Here is a 16,860-nt window from a genome sequence, read left to right on the forward strand (position 1 = left end):
GGCCGCAAATTTGTACGCGCCCCGCCTTGTTTTCGACCTCACGGGACCGAGAAACCCGGGGAACTTCGGTTCCAGGGGACGGAACACCGGAGGAGAACATACTCATGAAGCCAGTCATCACCCTGCCCGCCCTCGCATTCGCGTTCGCGCTGGCTGCCCTGCCGCTGTCGGCCAGCCTGTCGAGCGCGGTTGCAAAGCCCACCGTGGAAGTCGCCTTCGTGCTCGACACCACGGGTTCGATGGGCGGCCTGATCGAAGGCGCCAAGCGCAAGATCTGGTCGATCGCGACCGCGATCGTCGATAGCAATCCCGACGCCGACATCCGCATGGGCCTCGTCGCCTATCGCGACATCGGCGACGATTACGTCACCAGGAAATTCGACCTCACCACCGACATGCAGGATCTCTACGCCAACCTGCTGGAGCTGAAGGCGCGCGGCGGCGGCGACTGGGCCGAGAGCGTCAACGAGGCGCTCGACGTCGCCGTCAACAAGCTGCAATGGACGACCAGCGGCGACACCAGGCGGATCGTGTTCCTGGTCGGCGACGCCCCGCCGCACATGGATTACGCCCAGGACACCAAATATCCGATCACGCTGTCGGTGGCGAAACAGAAGGACATCATCGTCAACGCGGTGCTCGCCGGCACCGCGCGCGACACCGAGCGGGTGTGGCGCGACATCGCCCAGAGCGGCAACGGCCGCTTCATTCCGATCCCGCAGGACGGCGGACAGGTCGTTATCATCGAGACGCCCTACGACGACGACATCATCATCCTGCAGAAGGAAATCAACGGCACCGTGATCCCCTATGGTCCGCGCGCCCTGCAGAAGCGCACCGAGGACAAGACAAGGCAGCTATCGCAGGTGGCGGCCGCGGCGCCGGCACAGGCGAGCGAGATGGCGAGCTATCTCAACAAGCGCGCCAAGGCATCGTCGGAGGCGGTCACCGGCGACGGCGACCTGGTCTCGGACGTAACGGCCGGCCGCACCAGCTTCTCCGCCATCAAAGACGATGACTTGCCCGAGGGCCTGCGCGCGCTGAAGCCGGAGCAGCGCATGGACGAACTCAACAAGCAGATGAGCCAGCGCAAGGCGCTGAACGAAAAACTCTCTGCGCTGGTCGCCAAGCGCGACCGTTTCGTTGCGGAGCAGCGCGAAAAGGCGCCGCCGAAGGCATCATCCTTCGACCGCGTCGTCGAGGACACGCTGAAGGCGCAGATCAAGCGGTAAACTGACGAACAATCATTTCAACATCGTCGTCCCCGCGCACGCAGGGACGACAAGGGAAACCCGCCTCCTTCCGGATTCGACTTGGGAATGGCGCCCTGTCGGGTTATAGCTCCGCCCGAGGGGGCGGGGATGTGACCGAGTTCAGTTTTTTTTCGCGCGCTACGGACTTCAGCGTGGCCGAAATTGTCGCAATGACAGGGGCGGAGCCATCCGAGGGAGCCGATCTCTCGCGCCGGTTGACCGGCATCGCGCCGATCGATCAGGCAGGCGCCGGCGACCTCAGCTTCGTTTCCGAAGCCAAATTCGCCGCGGCGTTGAAGTCGACCCGGGCCGGAGCCGTGCTCACGACCGAGCGCTTCGCAAAGCAGGCCCCCGATGCCGTTACGGTGTTGCGCGTACGCAAGCCGTATGACGCCTTTGTCGCGATCGCACGCAAGATCTACAGCGTCGCGCTGCGCCCGACTTCGACATTCGGCACCGTTGGCGTCTCGCCGGGGGCCATGGTGCATCCGTCGGCGCAGCTCGCAGACAACGTCACGGTCGATCCGTTCGCGGTGATCGGGCCGTCCGCCAGGATCGGAGCCGGCACCTTGATCGGAGCCCATGCCGTGATCGGCCCGGGTGTCCGGATCGGCAACGATTGCGCGATCGGGGCCAACTGCTCGGTCACCCATGCGCATATCGGCGACCGCGTCATCATCCATCCCGGATGCGATATCGGTCAGGACGGCTTCGGCTACCTGCTGAATCCCGCGGGGCATACCAAGGTTCCGCAGATCGGCAGCGTCGTCATTCATGACGACGTCGAGATCGGCTCGGGAACGCGGATCGACCGCGGCGGAATTCGCGACACCGTGATCGGCGAGGGTACCAAGATCGATAACCTTTGCCAGATCGGGCACAACTGCATCGTCGGCCGCCATTGCATCATCGTCGCCCAGTCCGGCCTCAGCGGCAGCGTGACGCTGGAGGATTTCGTGGTGCTCGGGCCGCGCACCGGCATCATCCCGCACACGACGGTCGGCAAGGGAGCGATAACGGCGGCAAGGTCCACGGTGTACGGAAACGTGCCGGAGGGCGAATTCTGGGGCGGCTTTCCGGCCAAGCCGAAAAAACAATGGCTGCGCGAAGTGGTCGCCCTCGAGCAGCTCGCGGCGCGGCCACGCAAGAAATCCACTGACCGCCCGGACGAGACCTGACTGCCGCCGCGGACGGTTCAAATTCGAAGGAAAATGCTCGAATCTTTCGCAATCTTTCCCTTGGCGAGCCGCAAAAAATCGGCATTGTGCGGCGATGACCCAGCAAGCACAGACCAAGGCCAAGGCCGGCGCCATCATCGTCCCGGTGACGCTGTTCGAGCAGAACTGCACGCTGATCTGGTGCGAAGCCACCAGAAGGGCTGCCGTGATCGACCCCGGCGGCGATGTCGACAAGATTCAGGCCGCGATCAAGCAATCGAATGTGACGGTCGAAAAGATCTGGCTGACTCACGGCCATATCGACCATGTCGGCGGCGCCGCCGACTTGCGCGACGCGCTGGGGGTCGAGATCATCGGGCCGCACATCGCCGACAAGTTCCTGCTCGACAACGTCGTCACCAGCGGCGCACGTTTCGGCATGACCGGCGTGCGCGATTTCGCTCCGGACCGCTGGCTCGACGAGGGCGACCGGGTTTCGATCGGCGAATTGAGCTTCGACATCCTGCATTGCCCCGGGCATTCGCCGGGCAGCGTGGTGTATTTCAACAGCGAGATGCGCTTTGCGATCGTCGGCGACGTGCTGTTCAACGGCTCGGTCGGGCGCAGCGACATTCCCGGCGGCAACCACGCCACGCTGATCAAGTCGATCACCGACAAGCTGCTGCCGCTCGGCGACGACGTCGGCTTCATCTGCGGCCATGGCCCGGGCTCGAGCATCGGCCAGGAGCGGATGACCAATCCGTTTCTCACCGGCGAGATGTGAGATTTCGCCAGCCTGACTCCAGGCTGCGAATCCGCCGCGACAGACTATCGAAATCGAACGGCTTGCCGCCGTCAGCTATTTGATCAGGCCGGCGGCGGTGAGCGCGCGGGTGATGACGCCGCCGACGTCGATGCCGCGGCGGCGCGGTTGCGGCGGCGGCTCGGAAGCGCGCTTGAGCGTCGTCAGCGGCCACAGCACCTTTGTGAGATCCGGCGCGCGCTCGGGCGCCGGCGAAGCCGCCGGAGCGGCCTTTGCGGCTTGCTTTGCCGTTTCCTGCGCGGCGGCCTTCGCTGCCTCCTTGGACTGGCGAATCCAGTTGGTGAGGCCGAAGAAATTCGCGATGTGATACGACGACGAAATTCCCGCCTCGATCAGGAACGCGCCCTGCGCGCCATAGCGCTCGTCATTGTCGCCGACGCCGAGCGGCGTGCCGTGGGCCATATCGGTGATGGTGTAGGATTCGACCGTGGTTTCGCCATCCGCGTTCCACCAGACCTGGCGGGGGTAGCCGTCGACGGTCGACTCGGACATCGGCGCCGAAGGCAGTTGATGAACATCGAGCCACTGCTTGACGATCTCGTCGGCATTGGCGGGATTGACGGTGCGATCGGCGCTGCCGTGCCACACCGACAGCTTCGGCCACGGGCCCGTGTGACCGGAAGCGTTGCGCACGAGATCGCCCAATTCGCCGGCCGGGCGGGATCGCGACTGGAACATTCCGCTCAGCGCTTCCCGCATGTTGGTGGCAACACCGAAAGGCAGGCCTGCAATGATGGCGCCGCCTGCGAATATTTCGGGATAGGTGGCCAGCATGACCGAGGTCATGGCGCCGCCGGCGGAAAGCCCGGTGACGAAGACGCGTCGCCTGTCGATGCCGATATCCACCGCCATCCGCTCGATCATCTGCCGGATCGAGCAGGCCTCGCCGCTGTCGCGCGCGGTGTCTTCCGGGTTGAACCAGTTGAAGCAGCCGTTGGCGTTGTTCGTTGCCTGCTGCTGCGGCATCAGCAACGCGAAGCCGTAATGTTTCGCCAGCGTGGACCAGCCGGCGCCGAGATCGTAGCCGGCCGCGGTCTGCCCGCAGCCATGCAGAACCAACACCAAAGCGGGTGCCGGCGGGCAGTGATCGGGCACGAAGGAGAACATCCGCAATCCGCCCGGATTGGAGCCAAAACCGGTGGTTTCGACGAGGGGGCTGCCCTGAGCCGGCCGGAGGTTCCGTCCGAAACCTCCCAAGCCATTGAAACCATTCAGCTTGGGCAGGCGACGCAGAAATTCGACATTAGCGGCGAGAGACACCGGCAGCTCCTTGGGCAGAGAGGCTTATTAACCCCCATTCAAGACCAGATAATTGCTGCAGTGCGAAATAAAAAGACCGTGTGCTGTCAGTCTTTTAACAGCAAATTGCTTAACCGGCGCGCGCCGCATCCACGTCAGAAATGTGGCGCAGGCGGCAACCGACAGCACGAACAGCGCCGAGGCGGAAAACAGCGCCAATCGCAGCGACCTTGGCGGCGCCATACATCCCCGAACCCGAGCCGGCGCTGGCCACCCTCCCATGAACGCAGCTTGATCCGGACGCGACCAAGCAGCGTCGTCTCCTCGCGTGAAGGACCATTCATGGCTGCCCTGTTGAAGCTGCTCGCCGCATTGGCGGCAGTCGCGTTTACCGTTTCTCTCGCCGGCGCCGCGTCGGCCAAGGTGCGAAAGCCGCAACGCGCCGCGCCGGAGCAACTCAGCCAGAAGCAACCGCCGCCGCCAGCGCTGCCCCGGCAATTCTTCGCCGCAAAGGGCGTGCAGCCGCTGACCCCGGAGCTGGAACAGGACCTGAAACCGAAAGACAGTTTCAGGGAATGCGATATCTGCCCGGAAATGGTGGTGGTGCCGAAAGGCTCCTTCATGATGGGCACGCCGGCCAGCGAGCCGGACCGCTTCAAGGGTGAAGACCCGATCCATCGCGTCATCTTCGCAAAGCCTTTTGCGGTCGGCCGCTTCAGCATCTCGTTCGACGAGTGGGACGCCTGCCTCGCCGATGGCGGCTGCGGCGGCAACAAGGGCGACGACAAGGGCTTTGGCCGCGGCCGGATGCCGGCCCAGGGCATCAGTTTCGAGGCCGCGAAATCCTATCTGTCGTGGCTGTCGCGCAAGGTCGGCCGCAGCTACCGGCTGCCGAGCGAATCCGAACGCGAATATTTCACCCGCGCCGGCACCACGACGCCGTTCTGGTTCGGCAACACCGTCACCGCGCAGAACGCCAACTACAAGGCGTCGATACCCTACGGCAACGGTCCGCACGGTCCCGACAGCAAGGGACCGGCGGTGGTCGATTCCTATCCGCCGAACCCGTTCGGGCTCTATCAAGTGCACGGCAACGTGTTCGAATGGACCGAGGACTGTTTCAACAAGCGCTACAATGAGGACACGCCGACCGACGGTTCAGCCTGGCTGGAAGGCGACTGCAGCAAGCGGATGGCGCGTGGCGGCACCTGGGACTGGTCCGCCAACATGCTGCGCGCGGGCTACCGCGACGGTGCGCTGGCGTATCTCGGCCACAGCTTTCGCGTGGTGCGGACGCTGAACGTGCAGCCGTGATGCCGGCTGCACGTTTTCAGGTTCAGTATCGGGCGACGACCGGCTGGTCGGCTCCGAATTTGTAGGAAATGCCGGCGCGCAACACCTCGATGGTCTGACGGCCACGACGTTCGGAATACGGCAGGTTGCCCGGCACGGTCGACGTGAACGTCGTGGTGTCCTGCACCTTGCCGAAATCGTAGTGCAGATATTCGAGCCGCCCGATCCAGTTCGGACCCCACGGCATCCATTCCGCGCCGGCGCCGATGACGCCGCCGAAATGATCGATCGGCGTTCTTGTCGATTCGGTCATGGATAAACCGGCCTGGGCGGACACAGTCGTCCTGCTTCGCTCCAGCCGTTCCCAAGCGAGGCCGCCGGTCGCGTAAAGCAGCACGGTTTCTGCGGGCAGCCAGCCCAGTCGCGCGCGCGCGGTCGCGAGGTATTTCACGCGGTCGCCGAGCACGCTGGTTTCCGTAAAGCCGGGAAATCCGTTGGTTCCAACGATGGTCGCGGAATTTCCCTGGAGGCCGCTCATGCTGAAGTCAACCTCGAGACCGGTCACGACCCGGCTGTATTGCCAATTGTAGCCGGTATGTCCGCCGGCGACCCAGCCGCGCGACTTGATCCCGCCGGCCTGCGCGACATCGACGAAGTTCACGACCTGGGTGAAGTCATTGTCCTTCCAGGCGTAGCCACCATGAGCGCCGAGATAGAAGCCCGCCCAGTTGTTTGCCGCGCCCACCATCGCCGGCGCCTTCGCGTAAGGCACGGCCGCCACAGCCGCCGGATCGCCGAACTTGTAGGACAGGCCGCCGCGCACGATGTCGAGATGATGGTTGCCGGCGGATGACGGCACGAAGATATTGGTATTGATCAGGCCGGAAGGCTGGATCGTGCCGAAATCGTAGTGCAGATATTCGACGCGGCCGATCCAGTTGCTGCCGGGCAGTTTTGCTTCCACGCCGGCGCCGGCGACCCAGCCAAATCGGTTGGTGGCAGCAACGCTGTCGAAACGCTGCGTGCCGGCCTGACCGGGGCTGACGATCAGCAGGTTTCTGTCGAGACGCTCCCAGCCGAGGCCTGCGGTACCGTAGAGCAGCAAATTGTCGGTTGCCGACCAACCGAGTCGGGCGCGGAGCGATCCGAGATAGGCGATATTGGTCGAACTCGACGCGCTTTCCGCACCGGCAAAGCTGGTGGGCGAATTGCCCTTGATGTCGGCGCCGCTGAAATCCAGCTCGAAGCCGGCGACCGCGCGATCGAATTGCCAATTGTAACCGGCGTGACCGCCATAGACGGCGCCCTTGAGGCTTGGCCCGGTAATGCTCGCCAGCGGCGTGAACCTCCAGGGATCGCTGTATTTGTTCTCTCCCCAGCCGTAGCCGCCGTGAACGCCGAGATAGAATCCCGCCCATGACGACATCGAGGTCGCGATCACCGGCGCCTTGGCATAGGGAAGCGGGCCAGCGGCGGCGAGCGTGCCGAACTTATAGGACAGCGCCGCGCGAACGATGTCGTAGCTCTGGCGGCCCGACCGCTCGGCGAAGGGAGGAAAATTTGGAAAGGTCCCGAACCGGCTGCTGGCCTGCTCGACCGCACCGAAATCGTAGTGCAGGTATTCGAGGCGGCCGATCCAGTTGCTGCCGGCAAGCTTTGCTTCCGCGCCGGCACCCGCCACCCAGCCGAAACGGTCGAACGGGGTCCTGCCGCTGTTGGCGCCGTTCTGGAAGGCGTTGACGTTGCTCACGTCGCGCTCGTCGAACGACGTCTCGAACCGCTCCCATGCCACGCCGGCGGTGCCGAAGATCAGGAGGTTGTCGGTGGCCGACCATCCGAGCCTGCCGCGCGCGGTGCCGAGGAATTTCGCGCGATCGGTTCGGGTGTGATCGAACGTGAACTGGTTGGGCACAAATCCGGACCTCGACGCGCTGCCGCTGATGTCAGCCGCGCTGAAATCAATCTCGAGGCCGGCGACCGCGCGACCGAATTGCCAATTGTATCCGGCGTGAGCGCCGTAAACCGCGCCGGCGGAATTGATCGGGCCGATATAGTTGAAATCAGCCAGAAGGAGGGAGAAGTCGTTCCTGCCCCAGCCATAGCCGCCGTGAATGCCGAGATAGAATCCGGCCCATGACGCCGGAGCGGTCGCAGGCGGCGCTGCTTTTGCGGCCAGCGGGACGTCGGCGGCGGAGACCGCCGTCACGCCGGCCAAGCCAAGCGCGCAGCTCGCGATCAGCCGCGAGGTCATCCGGCGGGGCGAGAGCCCCGAAAATACCGGTCGTTCCGACGAAATCCGCATAGATGTCTCCGTTTTCACACCCAAAATATATCCGGATGATCCCGCTTCTAAAACGGATTATTGTTATATAACTCGTAAATAATACGAATATTATGGTCTTGTGGCGCAAATGCAACGAACTGCCCGGGCGGCCATGCTGGCGGTGCGCGGGGCTAGGTAGTTTGGCGGACTGGCGAAGCGGACCGAAACCGGTGAAAAAAGGATCACCCAAGTGCCCGATTCCGAATCCATGGCCAAATTCGACAACATCGACCGCCAATTGCTGACGCTGCTGCAGGACGACGATCGCCTGCCGCTGTCGGAACTCAGCAAGAAAATCGGAATCCCGGTTTCGACCGTGAACGATCGCATCAAGCGGCTGGTTCGGCAGGGAATGATCGCCGGCTTCCACGCCCGCATCGCGCCGGAAGCGCTGGGACTGAACTTGCTCGCCTTCATCATGGTGAGCTGGAGCAATCCGAAGGTCGAAGCCGCTTTTCTGAAGAAAGCAAAGGCATCGCCCGACGTGCTCGAATGTCACCACATCACCGGCGCCTGGAATTATCTCCTGAAGGTGCGGGTGAAAACGACCGGCGACCTCGAGCGGTTTCTCTCGGAAACCGTCAAAGGCGTCGACGGCGTCGAGCGCACGGAAACGCTGATCGCGTTGTCTTCCGCCAAGGAGACCTGGAAAGTCAGCCTGCCGGAGGCCTGAGCGCGTCGGTGAAGCCGAAGCGCGGCGCAGGGTTCGACCAAACGATTGCGCCCATGCCCCCCACGGAACTCAAGAGATTCCCGGCTCCAGTGAACCGGTGATCGAGGCGCGCTGCGACAGTTCGATCCAGTTGCCAATCCGCCCAACCTTGGCCGTCCGCAGCCGGGCGCGAAGGCCGCCGGAGAATTCCGGGCGACGGGATCACGCGCGACAACCATGCCCGATCGGCGGCTTTACGCGATTGCCTTGCAGCTGCGCGCCCCGTAGTTTGGAACCAAGCATCCAACAACAATAAAATCCGGAGAGAACCCCATGGCGCGCCTGAAGTTCGGAGCCTTTCTCGCCCCGCATCATCCGATCGGCGAGCATCCGATGCTGCAATTCCGCAGGGACCTCGACCTGGTCGAGCAGCTCGACGCGCTCGGCTATGACGAGTTCTGGTGCGGCGAGCATCATTCCTCGGGCTGGGAGACCATCGCCTCGCCGGAAATGTTCCTGGCCGCCGCCGGCGAGCGCACCAAGCGCATCAAGCTCGGCACCGGCGTAGTCTCGCTGCCCTATCATCATCCCTTCAACGTCGCCCAGCGCATGGTGCAGCTCGATCACATGACCGGCGGCCGCGCCATCTTCGGCTCCGGCCCGGGCGCGCTGGCCTCCGACGCGCACACGCTCGGCATCGATCCGATGACGCAGCGCGACCGCCAGGACGAGGCGATTTCGGTGATCAGCCGGCTGTTCAAGGGCGAGCGCGTCACCGCGAAGAGCGACTGGTTCACCATGAACGACGCCGCGCTGCAGATCCTGCCCCTGCAGGAAGAGATGCCGTTCGTGGTGGCTTCGCAGATCTCGCCGTCCGGCATGACGCTGGCCGGCAAATACGGCATCGGCATCATCTCGCTCGGCTCGATGTCGACCCAGGGCCTGATGGCGCTGGGGACGCAATGGGGCTTTGCCGAGGATGCCGCCAGGAAGCACGGCACCACCGTGAACCGCGCCGACTGGCGCGTGCTGCTGTCCTGGCACATTGCCGAGACCCGCGAACAGGCGCAGCGCGAGGCCGGCGCCGGACTGATGCGCTGGCACAACGAGTATAATGTGCGCACCCTGCAGCGGCCGGGCCTGGTGCCGTTCACCTCGCCGGAGGATGCGGTGGAGAAAACCGCCGGCGGCGAAGGCGCCGCCTCCACCATCGGCACCCCCGACGATCTGGTCAAAACCATCAAGAACCTGATGGAAGTATCCGGCGGCGTCGGCACCATCATCGGCTTCGTGCATGACTGGGCCAATCCGGAGAACACCCGGCGTAGCTGGGACATGGTGGCGCGCTACGTGGTGCCGGAGATCAACGGCTACATCGACGGCCTGCGCAGGTCGCAGAAATTCGTGATCGAAAACCGCGCCATCTTCGAGCGCGCAGGACAGGCCGTGATGGCCAAGATCATGGAAAACGACAAGGCCGCCGCGGCGCTTTCGCTCACCGGCCCCGGCCGCGTCGCGATCCCGACCATCAATGCGCCTGACCTGCAGAAGGAAGCCGCGAAGCGGAAAGCGTAAGACGAACCGCGACTGCATTTCTTCCGGCCTTGTGCGGCGCGGCACGGCGCGACTTTGTCGCGCGGTCCGGACCGGTCGCAACCCCTTCCAGCCGCGGTTCAGCCTTTGCACGGAAGAGACAAAAGGCTATTTTGCAGCCCGGGTTATGCCGATGCCGTCAGTAACAAAGCCGCGATCAAGCGGGTAGACTGGGACCAACCGGAGCAATTGCCATGTCGATGCAAAGTGTGGCTTCCCCCGCGATATCCTTCAACCCGCCCAAGCGCAATTCGCTGACGCATATTCCCGGCGACGAGGGCTGGCCGATCATCGGCAAGACGCTTCACGTCCTCGCCGACCCCAAGGGCCAGGTCGAGCGGGCGGCGGCGCAATACGGGCTGGTCTATCGCAGCCATTTGTTCGGCGAGACCAGCCTCACCTTGCTCGGACCGGAAGCCAACGAGCTGGTGCTGTTCGATCAGGCCAAGCTGTTCTCCTCGACCCACGGCTGGGGCCGGATTCTCGGACTGTTGTTTCCGCGCGGGCTGATGCTGCTGGATTTCGACGAGCATCGCCTGCACCGGCGCGCGCTGTCGGTCGCCTTCAAGGCCGGGCCGATGAAATCCTATCTTGGTGAACTCGACACCGGCATCGCGGCGCGGGTCGCGCAATGGAAGGCGAAACCGGGGCCGATGCCGTTTTATCCCGCGATGAAGCAGCTCACGCTCGACCTCGCCGCCACCTCGTTTCTCGGCGCCGAAATCGGACCCGAGGTCGACGACATCACCCGCGCCTTCGTCGACATGGTGGCCGCTTCCGTCGCCGTGATCCGCAAGCCGCTGCCCGGCACCGCGATGGCGCGCGGCGTCAACGGCCGCAAACGCATCGTGGCCTATTTCTCGGAACAGATTCCGATCCGCCGCGCCAAGGGCGGCGGCGAAGACCTGTTCTCGCAACTGTGCCACGCCACCCACGAGGACGGCGCGCTGTTGTCGACGCAGGACATCATCGACCATATGAGCTTCCTGATGATGGCCGCGCACGATACGCTGACGTCGTCGCTGACCTCGTTCGTCGGCGAACTCGCCGCCCATCCGGAGTGGCAGCAAAAGCTGCGCGACGAAGTGAACGCGCTGGGCGTCGCGGCCGACGCGCCCACCAGCTTCGACAACCTCGAGGCCATGCCGCTGACCGAGATGGCCTTCAAGGAAGCGCTGCGGCTGAAGCCGCCGGTGCCTTCGATGCCGCGGCGCGCGGTCCGCGACTTCACATTCATGGGCTACGCGATCCCGGCCGGCACCATGCTCGGCGTCAATCCGCTGTTCACCCACCACATGCCCGACATCTGGCCCGATCCCGACAAGTTCGATCCGCTGCGCTTTACCGAAGAGGCGCAACGCGGCCGCCATCGCTTTGCCTGGGTGCCGTTCGGCGGCGGCGCGCATATGTGCCTCGGACTGCACTTCGCTTACATGCAGGCCAAGTGCTTTGCCCGGCATTTCCTGCAGAATCTCGAGGTCTCGTTCGAGCCGGGCTACAAGGCGGACTGGCAGATGTGGCCGATCCCGAAACCGCGCGACGGAATGCGGGTGACGCTGAAGCCGGTGTGACCGCCGCGCTGGAGCGTCAATCGATAAACGTCGTGAGCTGCGCGCCTTCGTCGGCCACGAACACCGCTATCAGTTCGGCCGGCTCGGTGGTGCTGGCATTGGCCGAAACCAGATGCGTGGCGCCCGGCGGCTCGAAGAACGACTGGCCGACCTTGAAGGTCTCGACCGGACCGCCGGCCAGCTGCGAGCGGATTTCGCCCTTGGTGACATGAGCGGTGACCGAGCCCGCATGCCGATGCGCGCGGGTAAATCCGCCGGGGCCATAAGACACCCGCACGATGGTCACGCGCTTGCCCGGCACATTCGGCAATGCGTGCGAGGCGATCGGCTCGACGGTGTCCTGCGCCGATCCCGCCGAATTGCCGGCCATGCAAAGCGGCTCGACCAGCGCCGAGAGGACGTCCACCGTCTGCGGCAACGCCTTGGCGATCAGGAGGGCGCAGGCAAGGCCGGCAATGACGGCCAGATGAAACGGCCGGGCGTCGGTTCGCCCGAACGACTTGTCGAATGTTGCGGACATTGATGGCTCTCCCGATTGACTCTCCTGTCATTCCGGGATGGTGCGCCAGCACCAGACCCGGAATGAACGAATTCTACCTACCCCGCGCCCTGATCGAACGCCTTGCGCAGCGCGACATAGCCTTGCTGCTGCGCCGTCCAGTTGCGGCCGCCGGTGATGGCGCCGTCGACCACCAGATCGTGCCCGTTGATGAAGCTGGATTCGTCGCTGGCCAGAAACACCGCGGCGTAGGCGATGTCTTCCGGCAGGCCGGCGCGCGGAATCGGCTGCGCGGCCTTGTAGACCTCGCGCATCACGGCCGGCGTCTTCTCGGCGGCTTCCACCGGCAGCCCGAGCGCCTTGCCGAAAATGCCGGTGGCGATCGCTCCCGGCGAGATCGAGTTGACGCGGATGCCGGATTCGCCGAGCTCCATCGCCACGCATTTGGTGAGGTGAATGACGGCGGCCTTGGCCGCGCCATAGACCACCGACGAGGAGAAGCCGGCCAGCCTGCCGGCGATGCTGCCATTGTTGATGATGCTGCCGGAGCCCTGGCGGCGCATGTGGGGGGCGGCGTGCTTCATGCCGAGCATCACGCTGCGCACCAGCGTCGCCATCGCGGCGTCGAAGCGGTCGACCTCGAGGCCTTCGATGCCGCCGGTCTGGGCCGGGCCGCCTGCATTGTTGAACAGGCAATCGATCCGGCCGAACTTGTCGACCGCCTGCTCGATCAGCGCGCGCATCTGCGCCTCGACCGTGACGTCGGTCTGGCGGAAGACGCAGTTGACGCCGAGCCTCCTGGCCAGCGCTTCGCCTTCCGGCACGCGGCGTCCGGCAATGACGATTCTGGCGCCTTCGGCGACGAAAATCTCCGCGGTGCTCAGTCCGATGCCGCTCGTCGCCCCGGTGATCACCGCGACCTTGCCGTCCAGCCGTCCCATGTCGTTCTCCCATTCCCTGTGATTTTGATTTCAAATATATCTCCGGCCTCCCGGAACTACGCAAGCCACGGTTTGTTGCGAAACAGTTTCCTCGAGCCGAGTGCGGCCGGCGCGTTTCCGGCCGCTGATCGCGGATTTTCCGCCATGCTCGGCCTTATTTTGGATTCGCTCATCGGTTGATATGGCTTATGGGGAAGTTGATCGACGAGTTTCGGCTGGTCTGGCAAGGAATATCCCAGCCATCGCCGCGACTTAATATCGGATTTGCAGCCTTCTGCCTCGCGCTGTCGACCGCGGCACGGTGGGGTCTTGCACTGCTTCGGCCGGACGTATTCTTCATCCCGTATTTTCCGGCCGTGTTCTTTGCCACCGCCTTCGGCGGCTCCCGGATCGGCATTGCAACCGCGCTGGCCGGAGGGGCGCTCGGCCTGACCGTCAACTTCAGCGACGCGAAGGCCGATACAGCCAGAGTGATACTGCTGCTGATTTATTGGATGGTGTGCGGACTGACGATCTGGGGGGTGGCGCACTATCGATCGATCGCCTTGCGGCAACGGGACATCTCACGGCGGCTGATCCGGGAGGAGGAATACCGCAAGCTGATCGTCGACGAACTCCAGCACCGGCTGAAGAACAAGCTGTCGACCATTCACGCGGTTCTGCATCAGGTGCTGCACGATCAGCCGCAGATCTGGGCCCGCATCGATCCAAGGATACGGGCGCTGTCGCGGACCGACGACCTGATCGCCAGGGTCGACGGCTTTGGCTGCGATATCAAGGATCTCCTGGTCTCCGAACTCGGTCCTTACGGGCATGTCCGGTTCAACCTGAACGGAGATCCGCTGTTTCTCCCCGGCAAGCTGGCGGTGAGCCTGGCCCTGATTTTCCATGAACTCGCCACCAATGCCGGAAAATACGGCGCGTTTGCCTCTCCGCGCGGATTCTTGCAGGTGTCATGGACGGTCACCGACGATCGCCTCGGCATCACCTGGGACGAGACCGAAGGTCCTCCGGTCGGAAACGTCGGGGAAGCAGGCTTCGGCACCAAGCTGTTGAAATCGGCGCTCACGCCCTTCGACGGCAAGACCGAAATCAGCTTCCTGAAGAGCGGCGTTCACTGCACCCTGCAGTGTCGCATACCCGCGAGCTAGTACTCACTATTCATGATCGGTGCGTCGCTGGTTGCCCATGCTTCGAGACGCTCGCGATGCTCGCTCCTCAGCATGAGGTCGTTGTGTATCAACAAGTTGGACCTCATCCTGAGGAGGCCGCGAAGCGGCCGTCTCGAAGGATGGCTGCATTACCGATTTACGATTTCGGATACTGGCAAGCCGCCTTCGGCCCATCGAGCATGAAGATCGCCGAAGGCCCGGCATTGCAAAATCGCGTTAGAGCTCTGTTAATGACGATGAAGGTGAGGCTAATTCAAAGCGCAAACTTTGTGCGATTGACGCCCTCTTTTTCGGTTCCATTTAACCAAAACTACAAGAGACTCCGCCAAAGTCGGCTGCATGCCAAGCCGCACCCACCACAACCTGCAGAGCGCCACACCGGAACGCGGTAACGAACTTGCTGCAGATGCCGAGCTGAGCATTCTGAGGGACGTCTTCCGAATGCTCCCGACCGGCGTGACGGTTCAGGACGAGCACGGCCACTTCCTGCTGGTGAATGACGCCGCCGCGGCCCAGCTCAGGATGGCCGGCGCCGAACCGGCGGCGCCGGCTTCGAGGGAACTGGACCACCGTCGCAAAACCGGCATCGAAGTGCTGCGCACCGGCCGCCCCGCGGTTGCGGAAGAATGCGTCGCCACCGGCCATGCCAAAGAGGTCTATCTCACCAGCCATCGGCCGGTTCGCATCGCCGACCGCAACCTGCTGCTGTCGAGCTCCGCCGACATCAGCGAGCAGAAGGCCGTCGAGGATCACCTGTTCCGGTCGGCCTATTATGACGAACTGACCGACCTGCCGACGCGGCGCGTGATCGAGCATCGCGCCAACGCGCTGCTGAAGCGCGACGAGCCGCACGGCCGCTTCGCGCTGGCGTTCCTCGACATCGACAATTTCAAGCACATCAACGACTATTACGGCCACGCGATCGGCGATGCGCTTCTGGCCGAGGTCGCCAGGCGGCTTGGGATGGACTTGCGCGAATCCGACATGCTGTCGCGGATCAGCGGCGATGAATTCCTGTTGCTGCTCAATCCGATCCAGAGCGAACACGAAGTGTCGGAGCACATTCGCTTCCTGCTGGAGCGCCTGAAGGCGCCGTTCTTCATCGACGGCTCGGAAATTTTCGCATCGACCTCGATCGGGGTCAGCCTCTATCCCGAGCACGGCCGCAGTTACGATTTGCTGCGCCAGAACGCCGACATCGCGATGTATCGCGTCAAGAACGAGGGCAAGGGCTCCGCCGCCTTCTTCGACGCCGGCATGGAGCGCGAGGCGCAGGCGCGCATGAAAGTCGAGCAATCGCTGCGGCTGGCGATCCTGGAGAAACGCTTTTGCTGCGCCTTCCAGGCCAAGGTCGACATCCGCACCCAGGATATCGAGGGCATCGAGGCGCTGGTGCGCCTGCGCGACGATGAGGGCGTCATTCAGGCTCCCGGCACCTTCATCAATCTTGCCGTGGAACTCGGATTGATCGACGAGCTCACGCACCTGGTGCTGGCCGAGATCGTCAAATCGATCGATCTCATCAACGAGACCTTCGGCCCCGGCGCCACCATCAGCATCAATGTCGCGGCCAGGCAGGCCGGCAATCCGGAATTCATGCGACCGTTTGCGGCCGCCATCGAGGCGACCGGCTATCCCGAGCGTTTCATGATCGAGGTGACGGAAGACGCCTTCGTCACCAAGACCCATTTCCAGGATGAAATCCTGCCGATCTTCCGGAAGATCGGGGTCGGGATATCGATCGACGACTTCGGCATCGGCTATTCGTCGCTGTCGGCGCTGGCCGACATTACCGCCGACGAGATCAAGATCGACCGCTCCTTCATCACCGACATCCACAAACGCCCGCGCAGCCAGGGCATCTTGCGGGCGATCGAGTCGCTGAGCGAGGCGCTGGGCATGACCGTGATAGCCGAGGGCATCGAGACCTTCGAGGAACTCGCCTATCTGCAGGCCGCCACCAAGATCCGCTATGCCCAGGGCTATTACTTCTCCCGGCCGATCTTTCTGGAGGAGCTCAAGCCGGCGATTCCGCTCGCCGGCGCGGCGCGCGCCAGCCTGGCGAGCCGTCCACCGCAGGAAAACCGCTCGGTCTATGCGCGCGGCGAGCGCTATCGCCGCTGATGACGATTGCGGAATCGCGGTTGGCGCCGTTTACCGCCCAGTCGGCGAAATGAACGAGCGCCGGCGCCCGGGGAACACCTTCACAGTTGCATCCGGCGAGGCGGCTTTTCGAGTCAGATTCCGCTATGCGGAATCTCGGGTCATTTGCTAGATATATCAAGCGAATGAACCTCGCAGTGGCCCAAAAATGAGATAAATCGGACGCAGCGGAGTTCGCCTG

The 16,860-nt window shown here is 63.7% G+C and carries 13 protein-coding genes; 9 read left to right on the top strand and 4 right to left on the bottom strand.

All coding sequences use genetic code 11. From position 1 onward, the window contains the following. Positions 1–104: 104 nt before the first annotated feature. The 3 genes from KMZ68_RS25570 to KMZ68_RS25580 all read left to right on the top strand — a co-directional run bounded on the left by KMZ68_RS25570 (position 105) and on the right by KMZ68_RS25580 (position 3,194). Positions 105–1,232: a vWA domain-containing protein gene (locus tag KMZ68_RS25570; protein ID WP_215613853.1), complete on the top strand. Its 1,128-nt coding sequence runs from the start codon at positions 105–107 to the stop codon at positions 1,230–1,232. A 131-nt stretch (positions 1,233–1,363) separates the two neighbouring features. Beyond that, positions 1,364–2,431: a UDP-3-O-(3-hydroxymyristoyl)glucosamine N-acyltransferase gene (gene lpxD / locus KMZ68_RS25575; RefSeq protein WP_215613854.1), complete on the top strand. Its 1,068-nt coding sequence runs from the start codon at positions 1,364–1,366 to the stop codon at positions 2,429–2,431. 94 nt (positions 2,432–2,525) lie between these two features. Continuing rightward, the gene (locus KMZ68_RS25580) at positions 2,526–3,194 is read left to right on the top strand and encodes an MBL fold metallo-hydrolase (protein WP_215613855.1); all 669 of its coding nucleotides are present in this window, start codon (positions 2,526–2,528) and stop codon (positions 3,192–3,194) included. Between the two features lie 75 nt (positions 3,195–3,269). Here the strand turns inward: KMZ68_RS25580 and KMZ68_RS25585 are convergent, their stop codons facing one another. After that, on the bottom strand, positions 3,270–4,493 hold the full coding sequence (locus tag KMZ68_RS25585) for an extracellular catalytic domain type 1 short-chain-length polyhydroxyalkanoate depolymerase (protein WP_215613856.1): 1,224 nt from the start codon (positions 4,491–4,493) through the stop codon (positions 3,270–3,272). A gap of 321 nt (positions 4,494–4,814) precedes the next feature. Between KMZ68_RS25585 and KMZ68_RS25590 the strand changes: the two genes are divergently transcribed. Next, positions 4,815–5,786 carry a formylglycine-generating enzyme family protein gene (locus KMZ68_RS25590; RefSeq protein WP_249779474.1) on the top strand — a complete coding sequence of 324 codons (972 nt, stop codon included), beginning with the start codon at positions 4,815–4,817 and terminating at the stop codon, positions 5,784–5,786. A gap of 22 nt (positions 5,787–5,808) precedes the next feature. On the opposite strand, the gene KMZ68_RS25595 is transcribed toward KMZ68_RS25590, so the two are convergent. Then, positions 5,809–8,067 carry an outer membrane protein gene (locus KMZ68_RS25595; RefSeq protein WP_215613857.1) on the bottom strand — a complete coding sequence of 753 codons (2,259 nt, stop codon included), beginning with the start codon at positions 8,065–8,067 and terminating at the stop codon, positions 5,809–5,811. Positions 8,068–8,278: 211 nt separating this feature from the next. Between KMZ68_RS25595 and KMZ68_RS25600 the strand changes: the two genes are divergently transcribed. From KMZ68_RS25600 to KMZ68_RS25610, 3 genes are all read left to right on the top strand, one after another. Next, complete coding sequence (locus KMZ68_RS25600) at positions 8,279–8,761, top strand: Lrp/AsnC family transcriptional regulator (RefSeq protein WP_249779475.1); 483 nt, start codon at positions 8,279–8,281, stop codon at positions 8,759–8,761. Positions 8,762–9,073: 312 nt separating this feature from the next. Beyond that, positions 9,074–10,315: an LLM class flavin-dependent oxidoreductase gene (locus tag KMZ68_RS25605; RefSeq protein ID WP_215613858.1), complete on the top strand. Its 1,242-nt coding sequence runs from the start codon at positions 9,074–9,076 to the stop codon at positions 10,313–10,315. A 212-nt stretch (positions 10,316–10,527) separates the two neighbouring features. Further along, a complete protein-coding gene (locus KMZ68_RS25610) occupies positions 10,528–11,904 on the top strand; it encodes a cytochrome P450 (RefSeq protein ID WP_215613859.1) in 1,377 nt (458 codons plus the stop codon). Positions 11,905–11,920: 16 nt separating this feature from the next. Here KMZ68_RS25610 and KMZ68_RS25615 read toward each other — a convergent pair whose 3' ends face one another. After that, the gene (locus KMZ68_RS25615; RefSeq protein WP_215613860.1) at positions 11,921–12,424 is read right to left on the bottom strand and encodes a cupin domain-containing protein; all 504 of its coding nucleotides are present in this window, start codon (positions 12,422–12,424) and stop codon (positions 11,921–11,923) included. A 77-nt stretch (positions 12,425–12,501) separates the two neighbouring features. Beyond that, a complete protein-coding gene (locus KMZ68_RS25620) occupies positions 12,502–13,344 on the bottom strand; it encodes an SDR family NAD(P)-dependent oxidoreductase (protein WP_215604081.1) in 843 nt (280 codons plus the stop codon). Between the two features lie 188 nt (positions 13,345–13,532). On the opposite strand from KMZ68_RS25620, the gene KMZ68_RS25625 reads away from it, so the two are divergent. After that, positions 13,533–14,495 (top strand): sensor histidine kinase, encoded by a 963-nt coding sequence (locus KMZ68_RS25625; protein WP_215613861.1) that lies wholly within the window; start codon positions 13,533–13,535, stop codon positions 14,493–14,495. Positions 14,496–14,957: 462 nt separating this feature from the next. Beyond that, on the top strand, positions 14,958–16,640 hold the full coding sequence (locus KMZ68_RS25630) for a putative bifunctional diguanylate cyclase/phosphodiesterase (RefSeq protein WP_249779476.1): 1,683 nt from the start codon (positions 14,958–14,960) through the stop codon (positions 16,638–16,640). Positions 16,641–16,860: the final 220 nt, after the last annotated feature.

It is taken from the genome of Bradyrhizobium sediminis, assembly GCF_018736105.1.
Classification (GTDB): domain Bacteria; phylum Pseudomonadota; class Alphaproteobacteria; order Rhizobiales; family Xanthobacteraceae; genus Bradyrhizobium.

Bases quoted from the DNA above. Each gene is read 5' to 3' on its own strand.
- KMZ68_RS25630 (WP_249779476.1), top strand. From the start codon at position 14,958: ATGCTCCCGACCGGCGTGACGGTTCAGGACGAGCACGGCCACTTCCTG.
- KMZ68_RS25615 (WP_215613860.1), bottom strand. From the start codon at position 12,424: ATGTCCGCAACATTCGACAAGTCGTTCGGGCGAACCGACGCCCGGCCG.
- KMZ68_RS25610 (WP_215613859.1), top strand. From the start codon at position 10,528: ATGTCGATGCAAAGTGTGGCTTCCCCCGCGATATCCTTCAACCCGCCC.
- KMZ68_RS25590 (WP_249779474.1), top strand. From the start codon at position 4,815: ATGGCTGCCCTGTTGAAGCTGCTCGCCGCATTGGCGGCAGTCGCGTTT.
- KMZ68_RS25605 (WP_215613858.1), top strand. From the start codon at position 9,074: ATGGCGCGCCTGAAGTTCGGAGCCTTTCTCGCCCCGCATCATCCGATC.
- KMZ68_RS25570 (WP_215613853.1), top strand. From the start codon at position 105: ATGAAGCCAGTCATCACCCTGCCCGCCCTCGCATTCGCGTTCGCGCTG.
- KMZ68_RS25595 (WP_215613857.1), bottom strand. From the start codon at position 8,067: ATGCGGATTTCGTCGGAACGACCGGTATTTTCGGGGCTCTCGCCCCGC.
- KMZ68_RS25625 (WP_215613861.1), top strand. From the start codon at position 13,533: ATGGGGAAGTTGATCGACGAGTTTCGGCTGGTCTGGCAAGGAATATCC.
- KMZ68_RS25620 (WP_215604081.1), bottom strand. From the start codon at position 13,344: ATGGGACGGCTGGACGGCAAGGTCGCGGTGATCACCGGGGCGACGAGC.
- KMZ68_RS25580 (WP_215613855.1), top strand. From the start codon at position 2,526: ATGACCCAGCAAGCACAGACCAAGGCCAAGGCCGGCGCCATCATCGTC.